The following is a 17,941-nucleotide window of genomic DNA, read 5'->3' on the forward strand; positions in this document are numbered from 1 at the left end:
GTTCATGAGCGCGCGGGCCATCATGTTCCAGGGCACCGGCTCCGACGTCGGCAAATCGCTGATCGTCGCGGGGCTCGCGCGCGCGCTGACATTGCGCGGCCTCAAGGTGGCGCCGTTCAAGCCGCAGAACATGTCGAACAACGCCGCCGTCACCGCTGATGGCGGCGAGATCGGCCGTGCCCAGGCGCTGCAGGCGCGCGCGGCGCGGCGGCCGATGACGGTGCACATGAACCCGGTGCTGCTGAAGCCACAAAGCGAGATCGGGTCGCAGGTCGTGGTGCAGGGCCGCGTCATCGGCACCGCCAAGGCGTCGGCCTATCAGGCGATGAAGCCGCAACTGATGGCGGCCGTGCTCGACAGCTTCCATCAGCTCGCGGCGGATGCCGACATCGTGCTGGTCGAAGGCGCAGGCTCCGCCTCCGAGATCAACCTGCGCGGCGGCGACATCGCCAACATGGGCTTTGCGCAGGCGACGCAGATTCCGGTGGTGCTGATCGGCGATATCGATCGGGGCGGCGTGATTGCGAGCCTGGTCGGCACCAAGACGGTGATCCCGCCGGACGATGCCGCGCGCGTGGCGGGTTTCCTCGTCAACAAGTTTCGCGGCGACCCCGCATTGTTTGCGTCGGGCATGAACGAGATCGCGCAGCGGACGGGGTGGACATCGCTCGGGCTCATTCCACATTTTCCGGATGCGCGCCGCCTGCCGGCGGAGGACGCGCTTGGCCTGGCTGAACGCGGATCATCGGGAGGACAGCGACCGAAGGTCGTCATCCTCGCCTATCCGCGCATCTCCAATTTCGACGAGTTCGATCCGTTGCGGCTGGAAGATGGAATCGATCTGCAGTTCTTGCGGCCTGGCACGCCGATCCCCGGCGACGCATCGATGGTGATCCTGCCGGGCTCGAAGGCGACGATCGCCGATCTCGCCGCCTTGCGTGAAGTCGGCTGGGACATTGATCTCCGCGCGCATCTTCGCCGCGACGGCCGCGTGCTCGGCATCTGCGGCGGCTATCAGATGCTGGGGCGCGTGATCAGCGATCCGGATGGGCACGAGGGTGCAGCTGGTTCCGTCGCGGGACTTGGCCTGCTCGACGTCGAAACGACACTGACCGATGACAAGGCGTTACGCGAGGTCCAGGGCACGCTGACGCACGATAAGCTCTCGTTCCGCGGCTACGAGATGCACATCGGCCGCACGGAGGGACGGGCGACACAGCGCTCCTTCCTCACCTTCTCCGATGGCCGGCGCGATGGCGCCATCGCGCCTGATGGCCTGGTAGCCGGCTGCTACGTGCATGGCCTGTTCGCCGACGACGGCCTGCGCAGCCATTGGCTGCGCGGCCTCGGCGCGACGACCAGCGGCCTCTCCTATGAGATCGATGTGGACACGACGTTGGATGCACTCGCGGCGCATCTAGAGCGCTACGTCGACGTTGACCGTATCCTGGCATTGGCGAGCAAGCCCGCGCCGCCCGTGGCGGCTACAGGATCCTGACCAGGACGAGCCCTGCGACGACCAGGGCTTGAACCAGACAGGCCAGCCGATACAGCCGCAAGGCCTGCCGGATGTCGGACGCGTCGAGATCGGCGCGCCCGTCGCCCATCCAGGCATCGGTGACGAGATGACCGTGATAGACGCGCGGCCCCGCCAAGCGCAGTCCGAGCGCACCGGCCATCGCCGCTTCCGGCCAGCCGGCGTTGGGCGAACGGTGCTTCGACGCATCGCGTGCGACGGCTCGCACCGCGGCCGAAGCCGAGGCGCTCGGGATGCAGGCCGCGGCGGCTGCGATCCACAGCGCGGACAGGCGCGAGGCCGGCAGATTGACGAGATCGTCGAGCCGCGCCGCCGCCCAGCCGAACGCGCGGTGACGGTCCGAGAGATGACCGATCATGCTGTCGGCGGTGTTGAGAGCCTTGTAGATCAGGATGCCCGGCAGCCCGCCGACGACGAGCCAGAACACGGGTGCGACGACGCCATCGGAGAAGTTTTCTGCCAGGCTCTCGACCGCGGCCCGCGCGACGCCGGCCTCATCCAGCCGCTCGGGATCGCGGCCGACGATCATCGAGACGGCTCGGCGGCCGCCCTCGAGCCCCTCCTGCCCCAGTCCCTCTGCAACCGCGGCGACATGCGTGTCGAGACTGCGCTGGGCCAGCAGGCTGCTTGCCGCCACACCAAGGATGATGGTTGCGACCGGTTCGCCGACGAGCGCCTGCATGACCCATGTTGCGGCGAGACCGGTGGCCATCATCCCCGCGACGAGCAGGCACACGAGCGCAATGCCGCGCGCGCGTCGTGCGGCAAAGCCGTCTGCTGCCCTGTTCCAGCGGCGGTCCCCCCATGCTATCAGCGCGCCCACCCACATCACGGGATGACCGATCCGCTGCACCAGGACCTGGGGATAACCGACCGCCGCCTCGACGAGGAGCGCCGTGAGCGCGAGAGAGACGAACATCGATCTCCGCTGAAGGAAAGACATGTAAAGGAAAGAGATGGACGACAGAGCGACTAGCATGCGCGCGGACGAGCCGGAAGCGATCCTTCACGGCGGCGATCTCGCTGCGATCAGCCGTCGCTATCCGGATGCGCCACAGCCGTGGATCGATCTGTCGACCGGAATCAACCCGATCCCCTATCCCGTGCCGGCGATCCCGGCTGAGAGCTGGGCAATGTTGCCCAGCAAGCTCGACGAGCAGGCGCTGTTGTCCGCTGCTGCCGCACGCTACGGCGTGCGGACACCCGCATCGATCGTTGCAGCCGCAGGCACCCAGGCGCTGCTCCAGATCCTGCCGCGTCTTCGCGCTCCAAGTTCGGTTGCCGTGCTGGCGCCCACCTACGAAGAACATGAGCTCTGCTGGCGCAGCTGCGGCCACCAGGTGCGTCTGGTCGACAAGGTCGAAGCACTGGCCGAAGCAGACGTCGCCATTGTGGTCAACCCGAACAATCCCACGGGGCGATTGATGCCACGCGCCACACTCCACTTGCTGGGCGTGTTTCTCGCCCGTCGCAACGGTTTGCTCGTGGTGGACGAAGCCTTTGCTGATTTCTGTCCCGTTGAGGCAAGCCTGATACCGAATTTGCCGCCAGCCACGCTGGTGTTGCGATCGTTCGGAAAGGCTTACGGTCTGGCCGGATTGAGACTCGGTTTTGCCGTCACGTGCCAGGACCTGGCCGATCAACTGCGCCGGGCGTTGGGGCCATGGGCCGTGTCTGGACCTGCGCTCGCGGTTGGCTCGCTTGCTCTCGCTGACGACCGATGGCTGCAGGAGGCACGCGTGCGGCTGATGTCAGACGGACAACGCCTCGATACGATGCTGACCACGTCCGGCTGCAGGATTCACGGCCCCCCTACGTCCAGGGCTCTTGGAGGAACGCCGCTGTTCAGACTGGTCGAGAGCACGGATGCTGCCGCATTGGCCGAGCGGCTCGCCCGCCATGGCATCCATGTCCGGCGTTTTCCGGCTCAAACAAGCTGGCTGCGCTTCGGCCTGCCGGGCCATGAGACAGGCTGGCAGCGGCTAGCGCAGGCGCTCGGCAGCGCGTCCTAGCCGAGAACGCAGGCGGCCAGCAGCAGCGTTTCCGTGACCTCGATGCTGGCGCCGTGGCAATCGCCGGTGATGCCGCCGAGCCGCCATTGCCAATAGAACGCGATTCCCGGAACCAGAGCGATCGCGATCAGCGTCGGCACCGCACCGGCCAGCGCGCCGATCGCGAGCGCGCCGCCCCAGGCGACGATGACGTTCCAGCCGACGCTGTTCGAGATGCTCGCCCCCAGCCCTGGCTTCAACGACAGCAGGGTCTTATTGCAGATCAAAGTCCCCCAGCGTGCCCAGGCCGGGATCAGCACCAGCGCCCAGGCCGTCGGGCCCGTCGCCAGCTCGGCGATCAGCACCAGCTTGGCGGCGATCTGCAAGCTGATCGCGACGACGGCAAAGCTGCCGGCATGGGGATCGCCCAGCACGGCGATGAAGCGTTCCGGCCTGCCATGCGAGGCGCCGAACGCATCGGCGACATCGCCGAGCCCATCGAGATGCAGCGCGCCGGTGATCCCGATCCAGGCGACCAGCACGGTCAGCGCGACGATCCAGGGATCGGCATCATGAAAAAGGCGGCCGACCAGCGCCAGACAGGCGCCGATCACCAGTCCGGCTGCCGGAAACCAGACCGACGCCCGTGCAAGATCGTCCGGTCGCGACTCAGCGACCCGCGGTGTCGGCAGCCGTGTCAGGAACTGCAATGCGATCCAGAATTCACGCAGACTCATGGCTGGATGATCTCGACAATTTCGCCCCAAGATACACCATCACCGCCCTGCCCGGCTTCGAGCGTGATCCGCGTGCCGGGCCGGATGCGCAGGCTCCACAGCTGGCGCAGCGGCCAGCCGAGCAGATGCGAGAGCGCTGCGCGCATGGCGCCGCCATGCGCAACCACCAGAACCGGCGCAGGCTCGGGCCGGGCAAGGATACGATGTGTTGCGCGCGCCACTCGCGCCTGCAAATCGGACCAGCTCTCACCGCCCGGCGCCCGGACCTCAGCATCGGCATGGAAGGTGTCGAGCAAGGCTTCGCCTCCGGGCTCCGCGGCGATGTCGCGATGCGTCCGCCCGTCCCAGAGGCCGAAATCGAGCTCGCTCCAATCCGCGTCGATGTCCAGCGCGCAGCCGGTCAGCCGGGCATAATCCTCCGCTGCCGCACGTGCGCGCGCCAACGGCGAGCTGACGACGCTGCGCCAGATCCGACTCCGCGTCTGCCGCCGGAATTGATCCCAGCCGGGCTCGCTGAGCGGCGGGTCGGTGCGGCCGTCGAGATGGCCGTCCCGTCCTGTCGTCCCGTGCCGCAGCAGATCGATCCGCATCAGGACTTGGCTCCCGAGACGGCGGCCTCCGCGAAGGTGGCCATGCCGTTGTGGAGTGCGCAGGCGAGCCGGATGATCGGCAGCGCAGTGGCGGCGCCCGAGGCCTCGCCAAGCCGCAGATCGAGGTCGATCAGCGGACGGGCACCGAGCGCGTCGAGCACGATGGCGTGGCCGCGCTCGGCCGAGCGATGCGAGAACAGCAGCCACGGACGGCAGGAGGGATTGAGGCGGACGGCGACCAGCGCCGCGACCGAGACGATGAAGCCGTCGACCAGCACCGGCCAGCGCCGCTGCGCGGCGGCGACGATCGCGCCGGCCATCGCAATGATCTCGAAGCCGCCGACGGCAGCCAGGACGTCCGCGACGGCCGCTCCCGCCGTGAGCCCGTGTCGCCCCAACGCATCGGCAATCACCGCAGCCTTCCTCGCCCGCCCGGCGGCGTCGAGCCCGGTGCCACTGCCGACGATGTCCGCGGGCGCGCATGACAGCAGCGCGGCGGCGATGGCTGCCGCCGACGTCGTGTTGCCGATCCCCATCTCGCCGAAGATCACGAGCTGCGGCGCGTGATCGGCCTGCCGCGCCACCGCGCGCCGTCCGGCGTCGGCCGCGAACGCGACCTCCTCCGGCGTCAGCGCCGCCCCGGTGCTGAAGTCGCGCGTGCCGCGCCGCGGCTTGTCGACGACGACACCGGGCACCGGCTCATCCGCCAGCGTACCGACATCGACCACCTCGAGCGGACAGCCCAGGCTGCGCGCCAGCACCGAGATCGCCGCGCCACCGGCCGCGAAGTTGTGCAGCATCTGCACCGTCACTTCCGGCGGATACGCCGACACGCCCCGTGCCGCGATGCCATGGTCCCCCGCGAACAGCACCACCGGGACCCTATCGGCCCCCGGCCGCTCCAACGCCTGCAGCGCCGCCAGCTCGACCGCCACCTGCTCCAATCGCCCAAGGGCGCCAATCGGCTTGGTCAACTGGGCCTGGCGTTCCAGCGCCGCCTGCCGATGGAGCTCGGACGGGGCCACACAATCAAGGCTGATCCATTCGGGAAGCACCACGGATCCTTTCAGCATCACTCGGGTTCAGGACGATTGCCACTGCGAGGCGGCCGAGACAAGCTCCGTGAGGCGCCCTATTGTCATCGAACCGTCATCGAACGTGACGACAGGTGGCTGCCCACGCAGCCCGAAAGACTCTCATGGAATACTTCCGCCGTTTCACCTTCTTGTTCGCCGCGCCCGTCTTCGAGACCGACGACCTTGCGGGCGTCCGCTTCAACCAGATCATCGAGGAGATCCAGCGCTCGGGCTTCGAGGTGGTGCGCGCCCGCAAGCTGGAGGACGCCGAGATCGCCGTGCAGACGGATGCCGCGATCGGCTGCATGGTCGTCGATTGGGGCAAGAAGGGCCTGGAAGGCAAGACGGCGTCGCTGATCAACCTGATGCGCCGTCGCGGACTGGACTTCCCGATCATCCTCCTGATCCGCCGCAAGCGGTTCGAGGATCTGCCGGTCGAGGTGCTCGACTTCATCGACGGCTATGTCTTCCTGTCGGAGGAGACGCCCGCCTTCATCGCCAAGAACCTGGTCAGCCGGCTGAAGCAATATGCCGAGACACTGAAGACGCCATTCTTCGGCGCGCTGGTCGACTACGCCGAGGAAGGCAACCAGCTCTGGACCTGCCCCGGGCACAATGGCGGCGTGTTCTATAGCCGCAGCCCGATCGGCCGGGTCTTCGTCGAGCATCTCGGCGAGGCCGTGTTCCGGGACGACCTCGACAATTCCGTGCTCGATCTCGGCGATCTCCTGACCCATGAGGGGCCGGCGCTGCGCGCGCAGAAGGAAGCGGCGCAGATCTTTGGCGCCGAGAAGACCTATTTCGTCCTCAACGGTACCTCGACCTCCAACAAGGTCGTGCTCGGGGCCCTGGTCACCGACGGCGACCTCGTGCTGTTCGACCGCAACAACCACAAGGCCGCCCATCACGGCGCGCTGCTGATCTCCGGCGGAGTCCCGATCTACGTCCCAACGGTTCGCAACCCCTGGGGCCTGATCGGCCCGATGCGCTGGGATCTGCTGGAAGAAGAGCATCTGCGGCAGCAGATCCGCGACAACCCGCTGGTCAAGGACCCCGACGCCTGGCGCAAGCCACGCCCATTCCGCGTCGCAGTGGTCGAGCAGTGCACCTATGACGGCACGATCCACAGCGCCGAGATGATCCTGAAGCGGATCGGGCACCTCTGCGACTACATCATGTTCGACGAGGCCTGGGCGGGCTTCATGAAGTTCCACCCGCTCTACGCCGGCCGCTTCGCCATGGGCCTCGGCGATCTCGGGCCCGACGCTCCCGGCATCATCGCCACGCAATCGACCCACAAGCAGCTCGCGAGCTTCTCCCAGGCATCGCAGATCCACGTCAAGGACCGCCACATCAAGGGGCAGCGGCGGCGGATCGAGCATCGCCGCTTCAACGAAAGCTTCATGCAGCACGCCTCGACATCGCCGTTCTACCCGCTGTTCGCCTCGCTGGACGTCGGCGCACAGATGATGAAGGGCCGCTCCGGTGAGGTGCTGTGGGACGACACGATCCGGCTCGGCATCGAGTTGCGCAAGAAGATCCGGGCGATGCGCCGCGAATTCGAGGAGAAGGAGAAGGATCCGGCGCGGCGCTGGTTCTTCGAGCCATTCGTTCCGGATCGCGTATCGATCCCCGATGCGGCCAATCCCGGGGCTAGCCACGACGTGGCCTGGGAGGCGCTCTCGACCGACCAGCTCTCGACCGATGCCGCGCTGTGGCAGCTCGCGCCCGGGGCGGCATGGCACGGCTTTCCGGATCTCGCCGCTGGCTTCACCATGACCGACCCCAACAAGCTGACCCTGCTGACCCCCGGCTTCGATCGCACCACCGGCGGCTATGCCGATCACGGCATCCCGGCTCCGATCGTCGCGCAATATCTGCGCGAGAACCGCATCGTGGCGGAGAAGAACGACCTCAACTCGCTGCTCTTCCTGCTGACGCCGGGGGTCGAGGCGAGCAAGGCCGGAACCCTGATCAGCGGCCTGGTCGCGTTCAAGCGGCTCCACGATGACAACGTGCTGCTGGAGGACGCGATTCCGGAGTTCACCCGCAAGCGCTTTGCGCGTTACGGCAAGCTGCGGCTGCGTGACCTCTGCGCCGAGATGCACCGCTTCTACCGCGAGGCCGAGGTGAGCGCGCTGCAGGCGAAGCAGTTCCAGCCGCAGCACTTGCCCGAGATCGCGATGTCGCCGCGCGAGGCGGCGCGTGCGTTGATGCGAAACGAGGTCGACTACCTGCCGATCGACCAGATCGCCGGGCGCATCGCGACGACGCCGTTCGTGGTCTATCCGCCGGGCATCGCCACCATCGTTCCGGGCGAACGGCTGTCCGAACGTGCCCAGCCGATGATCGATTACCTCAAGATGTTCGAGCGGGCGTTCAACGCCTACCCCGGTTTCGACGTCGAGATCCAGGGGCTGTATAAGGAGCTCGACGAGTCCGGCCGGATCCGGCTCCATACCTATGTCTGCGCAGAGTAATTCGAACCATGGACAGCGCGATCACGGCTCGCGAGACCGAGCCGCCGGTCCTCGTCAGGCCGTCACGCGACGAAGATGTCGAGGCCATGCTCTCGATCTACCGGCGGCACGTGCGCCGCGGGGTCGAGGACAGCGCCGCCGGTTCCGGGGCGCCCGAGCCGGACGATCTCAAGCAGCGGCGCAAGAATCTGCGCAATCATCGGCTGCCACATCTGGTCGCGACATTCCGCGGCGAGGTCGTGGGCTATGCCTATGTCGTCCTGTTCAGGAAGCGGCCAGCCTATCGGTTCGCGGTCAAGCATTCGATCTATGTCCACCATGAGCATCTCGGCCGTGGTGTCGGCCGGCTGCTGATGCAGGCGCTGATCGATGCTTCCGCAGCGGCCGGATATCGCCAGATGATCGGCTATATCGACGCCGACAACGTCGCCTCGCTCGGCATTCATGAGCGCTTCGGGTTCGCCAGGGTGGGGCTGCTTCCGGGCGTCGCCTACCGTTACGGCCGCTGGTGCGACACCGTGATGGTGCAGCGCTCGCTGGGCCCCGGGGCTAGCGACGCACCGGCTGGGCTGCGCCGCTGAGCCGCAAGGTCAGGAGGGAAAGTCGGCCGCCTTCACCTCGATGCGGTCGGCATGCAGCGACCAGTCGCGCAGCTCCTGCTGTTCGCAGAACCGGGACTTTGCGATCTCTGCGGCTTCGTCTTCGCTCTCGGCCTCAACCTCCAGCGTGCTCTGGCAAATCTCGCACTGGCGGCCGTTCTCGCCCAGCACGTCCTTCATGAAATGGATGACATAGCGCGACATGCAACCTCCTGTCTCTCACGGAGTGCTCGGAGGTGATGTTACCGCGCTTCCCAGCTCGCTGTTGACCGATATCAAGCGGTCGATGCAAATATTTGACGCAGCTCGTGGAACCGGCGCTCAGGCGCCGACCGAAGGCAGGCTCGCCGCGGCGATTGCGACGAACTGCGAGACGGCGCGACGGACGCGGCCGTGGGTCGACTTCAGGATCGCGTTCAGCCTGCGCATCGGACCAACTTCCCTTCCGCGCCGAGCGAAAAACGTGGCCTAAGCTCATGGCGCCACAGGAAAAATGATCAGCCTCCATCGTGCTGTCGAGACAGCTCGGAAAATAGCAATGTCCGCTTCGCGGAAGCCGCCCGGGAGAGAAGATTTGTCGCCACCTCGCGGCTTGCGACGCATGAAATCTTCTCCTCGCAATTCCCCTCTCCCGGCTAGGCGGGTGTCACTCCGAATGCCTCGCGGAAACGGGCGCTGTAGCGCGGCCAGGCCTCGGGGTTGATGAGGCGCGGCGGCCGCCCGCCGTCGAGCGCGGCGAGCAGTTGCTCGGCGGCGATCCGGCCCATGTTCTGCCGCGCCTCGCGAGTCACGCCGGCCGTATGGGGACTCGCCAGCACGTTGTCGAATTGGAGCAGCGGATGGTCCGGCGGCGGCGGCTCCTTGGCCCAGACGTCGAGGCCGGCGCCGGCGATGCGCTTTTCGCTGAGGGCGGTGAACAGCGCCTCCTCGTCATGGACGAAGCCGCGGGCGGTGGTGACGAAATAGGCGCTCGGCTGCATCAGTGCGAACTCGCGGGCACCGATCATGCCCCGGCTCTCCCTCGTCAGCGGGCAGTTGATCGAGACGAAATCAGAGCGCCGCATCAGGTCATCGAGTTCCACCTTCTCCGCGCCGCGTGCCGCGATCTCCTCCGGCGAGAGATACGGGTCATAGGCCAGCACCGTCATGCCGAGGAGGCCGCGGCACAGCTCGGCAACCCGGCGGCCGACATGGCCAAGCCCGACGATCCCGATCGTCCGCCCCTGCACCTCGTTGCCGATCAGATCGTTGCGGTTGACGTCGCGCTCCCGCCGCAGCCGGCGGTCGGACTGGATGATGCGTTTCGACAGGGTCAGCATCATGCCGAGCGTGTGCTCGGCCACCGAATGCGCGTTGCCGCCGGACTGGTTCACGACGAGGACGCCGGCCCCGGTGCAGGCGTCGACGTCGACCGGGTCGTATCCGGCCCCGTTGCTCGACACGACGAGGAGGTTTGGGGCGCGGCGCAGCAGGTCTGCATCGACATGGAAGCGCGGCGCGAGCTCGTCGCGGGCCGCCCCGATCTGGTAGGCGTGAGCCGCCGCGAGGATCGGCGCCGTCTCGGCCTCGGAGCTCTCGTTCTCCAGCCGGTCGAGCCGGACGTCGGGGCGTGCGGCGAGCAGCTCGCTGAAGATCGGGTGGGCCAGATATTTGACGTAGAAGACGCGCTTGGAATTCGCGGCCATGAACAGGCGACCTCCCGGTGTCTTGGTTCTTGATGTCGGACTTGAAAGGCGGATGCCTGACCGGCCGGGCCGTCATGTTGACAATCGTCCCGGTGCCGTCAAGCTCAGCGCCAAACAGCGCCCCCCATCAGGGACGACCGGAGGAACAGCAATGGCCGCCGATGCCGATGCGGCGCGATCCGCAAGCACCGTGCCGAATTGGCACGAGATCGTGCTGCAGACGTTCAAGCGCAACGCCGTCGACCTCATCCCCTACGTTCCCGACCGCGTCCTGACGCCGCTGATCCACAGCCTGCACGACGATCCGTTCTTCACGACGTTTGCGACGGCGCGCGAGGAGGAAGCGGTCGGCATTCTCGCGGGCGCCTGGATGGGCGGGCGCCGCGGCGCGCTCCTGATGCAGACATCGGGCTTCGCGACCTTGCCCAACGTGCTGGCCTCGCTGGTCGTGCCCTGCCAGATCCCGCTGATCATGATCGTGTCCGAGCGTGGCACGCTCGGCGAATTCAACTACGGCCAGTCGCTGGTGTGCCGAACCATGCGCCCGGTGCTCGATGCGCTGGCGATGGAGCATCACACCATGACGCGCCTCGACGAGCTCGAATTCATCATGGACCGCTCGATCAAGCAGGCGGTGGCGACGCAGGCGCCGGTGGCGCTCATCCTGTCGCCGCTGCTGACCGGCGGAAAGGTGTTCGCATGAGCGCGACCATCAGCAACACCAAGGTCATGAACCGCACCGACCTCACCTGCCGGCTGGTCGCAAAACTCAAGCACGAGGAAGCTGTCATCGGCGGCATCGGCAACACCAATTTCGATCTGTGGGCGGCGGGCCCGCGGCCGCAGAATTTCTACATGCTCGGCAGCATGGGGCTTGCCTGCCCGATCGCGCTCGGCGTCGCCCTGGCGCAGCCGCAGCGCCGGGTGTTCGCGCTCGAGGGCGACGGCTCGCTGCTGATGCAGCTCGGCTGCCTGACCACGATTGCGACGCTGGCGCCGAAAAATTTGGCCATGATCGTCATGGACAACGGCATCTACCAGATCACCGGCAGCCAGCCGACCTCGGCCCGGCAGGCCGACATTGTCGCCATTGCCGCCGGCTGCGGCATTGGCGCCAGCCATTGGGCTGTAGACGAAGAGGATTTCGAACGCTTGATCGATCTTGCGTTCGAGGCGCCCGGTCCGGTGCTGATTGCGGCGAAGATCGACGACAAGCCCGGGATGGGCGCCACGAGGCGCGATCCGGCCCAAATCCGCGAGCGCTTCATGCAGGGTCTGGGAGTCCGGCAGCCGATCTGAGGCGCCTGACGAAAGCTGTCTGCGGTACGATGGGAAGGCCAACGTCCGGCTTCCGAGCCGCATTAACTACACCGGTGCCTCAAGCGACCGTGACCCCGGTTCGTGGCCCGGAACGTGCTAAGCAGCGTCCATGAAGATCGCGATCCGCCTCTCGGCCTGGCTGCTCGCCGCAGCCGTTGCCTTCGCAACGCTGGGCCCGCCCAGCTATAGGCCCCATTCGCAGCTTGGACAGGACGGCGAACACGCCCTCGCCTTCATCCTGATCGGCCTTGCGTTCGGCCTCGCCTATCGCAGTCATCGGCTGCTGACCACCGGGATTGCGGTGATCCTGATCGGTGCACTCGAACTCGCGCAGTTCCTGGCGCCAGGGCGTCACGCACGGCTGGAAGACTTCGTCGTCGACGCCGCGACCGCCTGCATCGGATTCGGCCTGTCCGCGGCCATCGACTGGCTCATCCGACAGATCCGCACGCAAACCGCATGACAAGAGGCCCCGCCGCTGATGCGACGAGGCCCCTGCCTGTCAGAATGTCAGATCACTCGATGATCTTGATGACGCGGCGGGTGCGCGGATCGACGATCACGCGGCGATCGTTCACGACGGCATAGCGATACTCGGTGTAGCGCGGTACCGGACGCAGTTCGACGGTGGCGGGCAGCGGCTCGCCGACCACGACACGCTCATGGACGACCACCGACGGCGCGCGCTCGGCCTCGATCGAGTTGATGACCGCGTTCGGAATCTCCAGGCCCGCACCGACGGCAGCGCCGACCGTGCCACCAACCATGGCGCCGACCGGACCGGCAACGGCGCCGCCGGCCGCAGCACCATTGGCGGCACCTTCGACGGTCGTGGACTGGGCGAACGCAGCGGTCGACGCCAGCAGCGAGGTGGCGATCAGCGAAACGGCAAGACGGGTTCTCATCATTGTCTCTCCTCCAGTGCTTTCGAGATGCCGTTCAACACCAAGGGATCGCCTGCAGTTCCGGTTCCAAATGGCCGAAACTTCATCATGCCAAGGGAACCATCATGCCAAGGGAACCAAACCTCGAACTCTTCACCATCGTCGGAGATGATGGAGAGATTGCTCAGTTGCTATCCACGTTTCAAACAACCGCGCGCAGGTTCGCACTCTCGCGGCGGATCACGCCCGAGTCCCGCGATCGACGGCCCTCCGATGAATCGAGAGGGCGCAGGGAATGCCGGGTGAAGGCCTCACCCATGGCCCGCCTGCTGAAAGAATGCAGGCGGCAGGTACCACAGGTTCAGCCGATCAACCGGCATTCCCTGCGCGGCAGTCTTAACGCTTCTTTCGCGCTCTCCTCGGGGACCGGCTGATTGACCCCGTCGCCCGCGCGAGGGCATGAGCCCTCGTCGCGCGCTTGACCTCGGCACCGGGAGGCCAGGACCACACGACTTCGCGTCCGTGCTGCGTCGTTCGTCCACATGCGCGTAAGCGCATGCTGCGACACCTCACGGCCACCGCATCCCTGCCCCACGTGTCGTGACGATCGCGCGCTACGCCCCTCTCGGCGAGACAGGATGCGCACATCATGCACGATTTCTGAAAAATGGAAAGCGATTTCTTGGCGTCGCAGCGATGTGCGCGAGATCAGCTTGATTTCGTGGACGAATTCGATTCGTCCGATGCGGCGTGTCGTAGCCCTGACGGCGCGCGTTTCAACCACGTGCGCACAAAGTGCCCAGACTGATTTGCCCGACGAGCGCGTGCAACCCTTGTCCTTCGGATCGCTTCTGGCCCGTCACGACCTTCCCGGTCGATGGCGGCGATGTCCGCGCTGGAGGCCACATCGGAGCAAATCGTGGAATGGTCGGCAGACAGCTCTTGACCAAAGTGGAACCGGCAGCCGTTATTGCGCAAGGCGATGGAGTTCGATCGATCGGATGATGGACAGATGAAGCTGGTGAGGGTGACGCTGGTCGCAGCGTTCATGCTTGGGAGCATGCAACCGAGTCATGCCGCCGTGCGCATTGTTTTTGATCAGGGCGGGCGGATCGGAAACTACATCGACAGGTTCAAGGTTTTACGCGACTTCGGCGCGTCCGTCATCATCGACGGGATCTGCGCCGGCGCCTGCACGCTCGTGCTGGCGTACATTCCCCACGACAGCATCTGCGTGACCCCAAGAGCCGTATTCGGCTTCAGGGTCGCCGACAATCCTGGGCCCGATGGGAAGGCTATTCCCAACCCTGAAGCCACGCAGATGCTCTATGATCGTTACCCACCCGCGGTCAGGCAATGGATTACGCGGCACGGCGGCATGACCGCGCGCGCGATCTACCTCCGCGGCCGGCAACTCCAAGCGCTGTATCGGCCCTGCACCACCGATGTCGAAGGTGGACGCGGCCAGCCACGGTAGCCAATGCCCACGGATGATGCTGCGCCGGGTCACCATGACGAGGCGATCCCGCAGTGGCCGGGCTCGAGGCCACCCAAGAGTTCTCGGATTCAAATCCCGACTCTGAAGCCGAGCCGCGTCTTGAATTGCTAGAGGACTGTAAACGCGCCGGTGATTTTGACGGCTTTACGCCTCAACGGCAGCTTGCGTTTTGTCGGCGATATTACGGGCTCACCTCGTGAAGCTGCCATGTCTGCTTCGGACCATGTCGGACCTTCCCGTCTGCGGGGCAGGTCCGTTGTTAGGGTCGAATCGGAAGCAAGCGGTCGGGCGCGTGGAGGGCGCGTTTGACCCATTGCCGACATCAATGATGGCTGGCACTATTGTCGTAATGACGAACGACTGGCTTGCAGACATTGTGATTGTGAATGAGAGCCGCGACGAGGCCACGGCTGGCGACGTCTCCGTCTTTCGGAGCGCGGGAGAGGCTCGCAATTGTCTGGAGCATTGGTGGGTCGATCGCAGTGAGGGATTTGCGTTCACCGCCGCCGGACATCGCCTCACACTTGGTGTGGACGAGGAGAGAAGAGTAATTGTCACCCGCCAACAAGACGCGCCGGCCGGCACGGAGCTGGTGCGGGGTTGGCTGCGCGCCCAAGCCGCTGCCGTTTTGGATGTGCGAAGGAGCCGGGCGAGAGAAGGCAAAGCGACGCTTAGCCGTTCCGAGGAACAAGGGCTGCTTCCCACGTCCGTTGAGGGACTAATCGCCTACATCGGATTCAACACGTGACATCCGCTCATGACCCACAGCGGTCATTTGCCATTGGCCATGATGGATGGCAGGATTCGCCACGGGGTCGCGGTGTCCGTATTGCCTACCTGAGAAAAGTCCGATGGTAGATGACCTTCAAGTGGAAATGTTACCTCCGATCCGTGGGGGAATGGTGCTGCGGTTCTCCTCGGGCTCGCAAAAATTCGAGGCCGACTTCACAACGCGCGTTTTTCCTTTCTTCGAAGCATTTTGTGATGCGATTCGCGTTTTGTATGATGGCTTCCTAGACGATAGAATCCGCCTTCTAATAGGCGCATCTGAGTGCGATCTGTGCCTGCAAGCTGCGGCTCAATCCTCGCAGGCTGTCCTGAAGATAAATCTCTGGCCGGATCACAAGCGCAGCGCCTTAGTCCCGGAGCCGACTGTGTTCAAATTCGCCGGTGCGCGGCAGGAAATTATATCGCCGTTTGTCGCAGCTCTCAGGCACGTGCGAGCTAATATAACCGATGCGAACTTTAAGCGGGAATACGGGGCGCCCTTCCCAACATCGGCGTATGCCGCTTTGATGCAGCGTGCACAATGACCGAATTTGGCCCTTTCCGGACCTTCCGGAGTGGCGCTGAGAATGTCCGCTCTCGGGCCCGATCGGAAGTAGGCGCCGGAGTGCCTAAGGGCCCCTTTTGACCCCAAGCGACCCACCAAGGCTTGCTTTCATCAACTCTCGCCAGCCGACGGAACATTCCGGGTTGACACCGGTTCGCCCAAGTTCCAGTGCGCTTGGAGCCGACACGCGTTTTCTCAAGGGGTCCGCTGATGTCATCGTCCGATGTGGTCAGGAGTGCTCACGACCGCCGTCAACGAAGGCTGCTGATCGTGTTGGCCTTGGGATTTGTCGCCTTTGGCGCCGCTGCGGCCGGCCTGTTCTACGTCTTGCAACCCGAGACTCTCCGGATCGCCGTCGGACCGGCGGCGAGCGACGACCACAAGGTGGTCCAGGCGATGGCCGACGCCTTCGGTGAGGAAAGCAGGACCGTCCGGCTCTCCCCGATCACGACCGGCGGAGCGGCTGAATCCCTGGCCCTGCTGGCCGCCGACAAAACCGATCTGGCCGTCGGCCGCGGTGACCTCGGCATGCCGCCCGACGCGCAAACGCTGGCGGTCCTGCGCAAGAACTATGTCGTGCTGTGGTCGCCCTCCGGGCGACGCGGCAGCGAGCCCAAGCAGAAGGCCGGCGGCAAGATCGCAGATATCGCCCATCTGGCAGGTCACAAGGTCGGCATCATCGGGAGGACCGGAGCAAACGTCGCAGTGCTCCAGACCATTCTGGAGGGGTCCGGCGTGCAACCCGATAAGGTTGCCACGGCTCAATTCGGGACAGACGAGATCGAGAAGCTTGCGCAAGACCCCACCCTCGATGCGTATCTCGCCGTCGGTCCGCTCGACAGCAGGATCACGGTGGACGCCATCACCGCGACCTCCCGAGCCCGCGGAGCTCCGACGTTTCTTCCGATCGAAGCATCGGAGGCCATTGCCCTGAAGCATCCGCGCTACGAGGCCGAGGAAATTCCAGCCAGCGTCTTCAACGCGAAACCGGCCTGGCCGGAGGACAAGGTCGACACGATCAGCGTCAATCACCTGATCCTGGCCAAGAAGGAGCTTTCAGAAGCCAAGGCGGCGGCCTTCTACCGGCAGCTTTTCGCGGTCCGCGACACGATCACGCAAGGCCTCGCCGGCGCTTCGCACATCACGAAGCCCGATACCGAGAAGGAGACCGAGCCTTCCGTACATCGAGGCGCCGCGGCGGTGATCAACGGCACGGAGCGAACCTTTCTGGACAAGTACAGCGATTATTTCTGGTTCGCCTTGCTCGTACTTTCCGGCATCGGTTCGGCCGCCGAATGGCTGCGCCGCTATCTGAACCGGGATGAACTGGAGGACGACACCAGCGGCCGCAACCGCATTCTTGCGGTGGTTTCGGAGGTGCGCAATGCCGGCTCGGAACACGATCTGCTGAGCTGGCAACGAGAGGTCGACGGGATCGTCGCCGAGACACTCAAGGGCTATGACGATGGAGCCATCGAACCAGAGGACTTGGCGGCATTCGGCTTGGTCCTCGAACTCTTCAACCATGCCGTCGCCGAAAGGCGAGCGACGCTGCCGAGCGGCGCCCCCGATCAATCATGGACGCCAAGTCCAACCCTCGCCTCTCGGCGATAGGCTCGGCTCATGAGGAGGAGATTTCGTGCGTCGACACCAGTTCGAACGCACCTTGCCACCGGACTTTTTCGATGTTCTGGACGGAGGGCGCCGCGTGGCGAGCGCGTCGCAGCATCCGCAAACAGCCATCGGGCGCGACGGATCGACGGCAGTGCGATGCCGCCGCGCCGTTCAGTCGATGATGCCCGGCCCTTCGGTCATTGCGCGCGCAACGCCCTCCTTCATCTGCCTCACCACATCCGGCGCGTGCCCCTGCCAATGAACGACCTCGGCAATGACGCGCAGCGGCGCGCGGGATCGATGAGACCGCGTCGGATTCCCCGGGAACTTCTTGTCCGTTAGGTTCGGGTCGTCAACGAACGGACCTGTGGGCTCGACGACGTAGATCCGTCCCCGTCCGTCACCGGCAGCCAACTCGGCGCCCCAGATCGCCGCATCCAGCGTGGCCGTGAAGTAGACCCAGGACATCGGCTCCGCCTCGGTGAAGTTGGACGTATGGCCGACAGCGATCAGGTCGCCCGGCCGCAGATCGGCGCGCGTGCCGTGGAAGAAGGATTGCGCAAACACGGTCGCAACAGATGACATCGGTGACCTCGG

At 65.5% G+C, this 17,941-nt stretch carries 19 protein-coding genes; 11 read left to right on the top strand and 8 right to left on the bottom strand.

Translation table 11 applies throughout. The features are described from left to right. Positions 1 to 4 precede the first annotated feature (4 nt). Positions 5 to 1,498, top strand: coding sequence for a cobyric acid synthase (locus QW861_RS32990; RefSeq protein WP_315754531.1), 1,494 nt, complete (start codon positions 5 to 7; stop codon positions 1,496 to 1,498). Here QW861_RS32990 and cbiB read toward each other — a convergent pair. Further along, positions 1,485 to 2,456, bottom strand: coding sequence for an adenosylcobinamide-phosphate synthase CbiB (cbiB, locus tag QW861_RS32995; RefSeq protein WP_316194002.1), 972 nt, complete (start codon positions 2,454 to 2,456; stop codon positions 1,485 to 1,487). The two genes, QW861_RS32990 and cbiB, sit on opposite strands and share 14 nt — an antisense overlap. A gap of 37 nt (positions 2,457 to 2,493) precedes the next feature. Between cbiB and cobD the strand changes: the two genes are divergently transcribed. After that, a complete protein-coding gene (gene cobD / locus QW861_RS33000; RefSeq protein WP_315754534.1) occupies positions 2,494 to 3,549 on the top strand; it encodes a threonine-phosphate decarboxylase CobD in 1,056 nt (351 codons plus the stop codon). Here the strand turns inward: cobD and QW861_RS33005 are convergent. Genes QW861_RS33005 through cobT form a run of 3 tightly spaced genes read right to left on the bottom strand, consistent with a single transcriptional unit; the run spans position 3,546 to position 5,910 of the window. Further along, a complete protein-coding gene (locus QW861_RS33005; RefSeq protein ID WP_315754536.1) occupies positions 3,546 to 4,265 on the bottom strand; it encodes an adenosylcobinamide-GDP ribazoletransferase in 720 nt (239 codons plus the stop codon). The two genes, cobD and QW861_RS33005, sit on opposite strands and share 4 nt — an antisense overlap. Then, positions 4,262 to 4,855, bottom strand: a complete 594-nt coding sequence (locus tag QW861_RS33010) for a histidine phosphatase family protein (protein WP_316194003.1) — start codon at positions 4,853 to 4,855, stop codon at positions 4,262 to 4,264. Before QW861_RS33010 ends, QW861_RS33005 begins: the two co-directional genes overlap by 4 nt. Further along, positions 4,855 to 5,910, bottom strand: a complete 1,056-nt coding sequence (gene cobT, locus QW861_RS33015; RefSeq protein WP_315828445.1) for a nicotinate-nucleotide--dimethylbenzimidazole phosphoribosyltransferase — start codon at positions 5,908 to 5,910, stop codon at positions 4,855 to 4,857. The genes QW861_RS33010 and cobT overlap by 1 nt, the downstream gene beginning before the upstream one ends. Positions 5,911 to 6,053: 143 nt before the next feature. Here cobT and QW861_RS33020 point away from each other — a divergent pair, with 143 nt between their 5' ends. Together QW861_RS33020 and QW861_RS33025 are read left to right on the top strand one after the other, a co-directional pair. Next, a complete protein-coding gene (locus QW861_RS33020; protein ID WP_316187455.1) occupies positions 6,054 to 8,411 on the top strand; it encodes an Orn/Lys/Arg decarboxylase N-terminal domain-containing protein in 2,358 nt (785 codons plus the stop codon). Positions 8,412 to 8,419: 8 nt separating this feature from the next. Continuing rightward, positions 8,420 to 8,992 (top strand): GNAT family N-acetyltransferase, encoded by a 573-nt coding sequence (locus tag QW861_RS33025; RefSeq protein WP_315828438.1) that lies wholly within the window; start codon positions 8,420 to 8,422, stop codon positions 8,990 to 8,992. A 9-nt stretch (positions 8,993 to 9,001) separates the two neighbouring features. Here the strand turns inward: QW861_RS33025 and QW861_RS33030 are convergent, their stop codons facing one another. Both QW861_RS33030 and QW861_RS33035 read right to left on the bottom strand, forming a co-directional pair. Further along, positions 9,002 to 9,214, bottom strand: coding sequence for a hypothetical protein (locus QW861_RS33030; RefSeq protein WP_315718422.1), 213 nt, complete (start codon positions 9,212 to 9,214; stop codon positions 9,002 to 9,004). Positions 9,215 to 9,645: 431 nt separating this feature from the next. Beyond that, positions 9,646 to 10,695: a hydroxyacid dehydrogenase gene (locus QW861_RS33035; RefSeq protein WP_316194004.1), complete on the bottom strand. Its 1,050-nt coding sequence runs from the start codon at positions 10,693 to 10,695 to the stop codon at positions 9,646 to 9,648. 151 nt (positions 10,696 to 10,846) lie between these two features. Here QW861_RS33035 and QW861_RS33040 point away from each other — a divergent pair, with 151 nt between their 5' ends. From QW861_RS33040 to QW861_RS33050, 3 genes are all read left to right on the top strand, one after another. Next, on the top strand, positions 10,847 to 11,398 hold the full coding sequence (locus QW861_RS33040) for a thiamine pyrophosphate-binding protein (protein WP_316184497.1): 552 nt from the start codon (positions 10,847 to 10,849) through the stop codon (positions 11,396 to 11,398). Further along, positions 11,395 to 11,994: a thiamine pyrophosphate-dependent enzyme gene (locus QW861_RS33045; RefSeq protein WP_316194005.1), complete on the top strand. Its 600-nt coding sequence runs from the start codon at positions 11,395 to 11,397 to the stop codon at positions 11,992 to 11,994. The genes QW861_RS33040 and QW861_RS33045 overlap by 4 nt, the downstream gene beginning before the upstream one ends. 130 nt (positions 11,995 to 12,124) lie before the next feature. After that, positions 12,125 to 12,478 (top strand): VanZ family protein, encoded by a 354-nt coding sequence (locus QW861_RS33050; RefSeq protein ID WP_315718418.1) that lies wholly within the window; start codon positions 12,125 to 12,127, stop codon positions 12,476 to 12,478. 52 nt (positions 12,479 to 12,530) lie between these two features. Here QW861_RS33050 and QW861_RS33055 read toward each other — a convergent pair whose 3' ends face one another. Then, the gene (locus QW861_RS33055) at positions 12,531 to 12,920 is read right to left on the bottom strand and encodes a DUF1236 domain-containing protein (RefSeq protein WP_315718467.1); all 390 of its coding nucleotides are present in this window, start codon (positions 12,918 to 12,920) and stop codon (positions 12,531 to 12,533) included. A 991-nt stretch (positions 12,921 to 13,911) separates the two neighbouring features. Here QW861_RS33055 and QW861_RS33060 point away from each other — a divergent pair. The 4 genes from QW861_RS33060 (at position 13,912) to QW861_RS33075 (ending at position 17,344) form a co-directional block, all read left to right on the top strand. After that, positions 13,912 to 14,376, top strand: coding sequence for a hypothetical protein (locus QW861_RS33060; RefSeq protein WP_315754551.1), 465 nt, complete (start codon positions 13,912 to 13,914; stop codon positions 14,374 to 14,376). Positions 14,377 to 14,725: 349 nt separating this feature from the next. Beyond that, positions 14,726 to 15,145, top strand: coding sequence for a hypothetical protein (locus tag QW861_RS33065; protein WP_315754553.1), 420 nt, complete (start codon positions 14,726 to 14,728; stop codon positions 15,143 to 15,145). A gap of 103 nt (positions 15,146 to 15,248) precedes the next feature. Next, positions 15,249 to 15,710: a hypothetical protein gene (locus QW861_RS33070; RefSeq protein WP_315754555.1), complete on the top strand. Its 462-nt coding sequence runs from the start codon at positions 15,249 to 15,251 to the stop codon at positions 15,708 to 15,710. A gap of 230 nt (positions 15,711 to 15,940) precedes the next feature. Further along, positions 15,941 to 17,344 (top strand): ABC transporter substrate-binding protein, encoded by a 1,404-nt coding sequence (locus tag QW861_RS33075; protein ID WP_316171911.1) that lies wholly within the window; start codon positions 15,941 to 15,943, stop codon positions 17,342 to 17,344. Positions 17,345 to 17,515: 171 nt separating this feature from the next. Here the strand turns inward: QW861_RS33075 and arr are convergent, their stop codons facing one another. Further along, positions 17,516 to 17,929, bottom strand: coding sequence for an NAD(+)--rifampin ADP-ribosyltransferase (arr, locus tag QW861_RS33080; protein WP_316171910.1), 414 nt, complete (start codon positions 17,927 to 17,929; stop codon positions 17,516 to 17,518). Positions 17,930 to 17,941 lie beyond the last annotated feature (12 nt).

The sequence above is a fragment of the Bradyrhizobium sp. SZCCHNRI1029 genome, from assembly GCF_032487555.1.
In the GTDB taxonomy this organism is placed as follows: domain Bacteria; phylum Pseudomonadota; class Alphaproteobacteria; order Rhizobiales; family Xanthobacteraceae; genus Bradyrhizobium.

Bases quoted from the DNA above. Each gene is read 5' to 3' on its own strand.
- QW861_RS32990 (WP_315754531.1), top strand. From the start codon at position 5: ATGAGCGCGCGGGCCATCATGTTCCAGGGCACCGGCTCCGACGTCGGC.
- cbiB (WP_316194002.1), bottom strand. From the start codon at position 2,456: ATGTTCGTCTCTCTCGCGCTCACGGCGCTCCTCGTCGAGGCGGCGGTC.
- cobD (WP_315754534.1), top strand. From the start codon at position 2,494: ATGGACGACAGAGCGACTAGCATGCGCGCGGACGAGCCGGAAGCGATC.
- QW861_RS33005 (WP_315754536.1), bottom strand. From the start codon at position 4,265: ATGAGTCTGCGTGAATTCTGGATCGCATTGCAGTTCCTGACACGGCTG.
- QW861_RS33010 (WP_316194003.1), bottom strand. From the start codon at position 4,855: ATGCGGATCGATCTGCTGCGGCACGGGACGACAGGACGGGACGGCCAT.
- QW861_RS33020 (WP_316187455.1), top strand. From the start codon at position 6,054: ATGGAATACTTCCGCCGTTTCACCTTCTTGTTCGCCGCGCCCGTCTTC.
- QW861_RS33025 (WP_315828438.1), top strand. From the start codon at position 8,420: ATGGACAGCGCGATCACGGCTCGCGAGACCGAGCCGCCGGTCCTCGTC.
- QW861_RS33030 (WP_315718422.1), bottom strand. From the start codon at position 9,214: ATGTCGCGCTATGTCATCCATTTCATGAAGGACGTGCTGGGCGAGAAC.
- QW861_RS33035 (WP_316194004.1), bottom strand. From the start codon at position 10,695: ATGGCCGCGAATTCCAAGCGCGTCTTCTACGTCAAATATCTGGCCCAC.
- QW861_RS33040 (WP_316184497.1), top strand. From the start codon at position 10,847: ATGGCCGCCGATGCCGATGCGGCGCGATCCGCAAGCACCGTGCCGAAT.
- QW861_RS33045 (WP_316194005.1), top strand. From the start codon at position 11,395: ATGAGCGCGACCATCAGCAACACCAAGGTCATGAACCGCACCGACCTC.
- QW861_RS33050 (WP_315718418.1), top strand. From the start codon at position 12,125: ATGAAGATCGCGATCCGCCTCTCGGCCTGGCTGCTCGCCGCAGCCGTT.
- QW861_RS33055 (WP_315718467.1), bottom strand. From the start codon at position 12,920: ATGAGAACCCGTCTTGCCGTTTCGCTGATCGCCACCTCGCTGCTGGCG.
- QW861_RS33060 (WP_315754551.1), top strand. From the start codon at position 13,912: ATGAAGCTGGTGAGGGTGACGCTGGTCGCAGCGTTCATGCTTGGGAGC.
- QW861_RS33065 (WP_315754553.1), top strand. From the start codon at position 14,726: ATGGCTGGCACTATTGTCGTAATGACGAACGACTGGCTTGCAGACATT.
- QW861_RS33070 (WP_315754555.1), top strand. From the start codon at position 15,249: ATGGTAGATGACCTTCAAGTGGAAATGTTACCTCCGATCCGTGGGGGA.
- QW861_RS33075 (WP_316171911.1), top strand. From the start codon at position 15,941: ATGTCATCGTCCGATGTGGTCAGGAGTGCTCACGACCGCCGTCAACGA.
- arr (WP_316171910.1), bottom strand. From the start codon at position 17,929: ATGTCATCTGTTGCGACCGTGTTTGCGCAATCCTTCTTCCACGGCACG.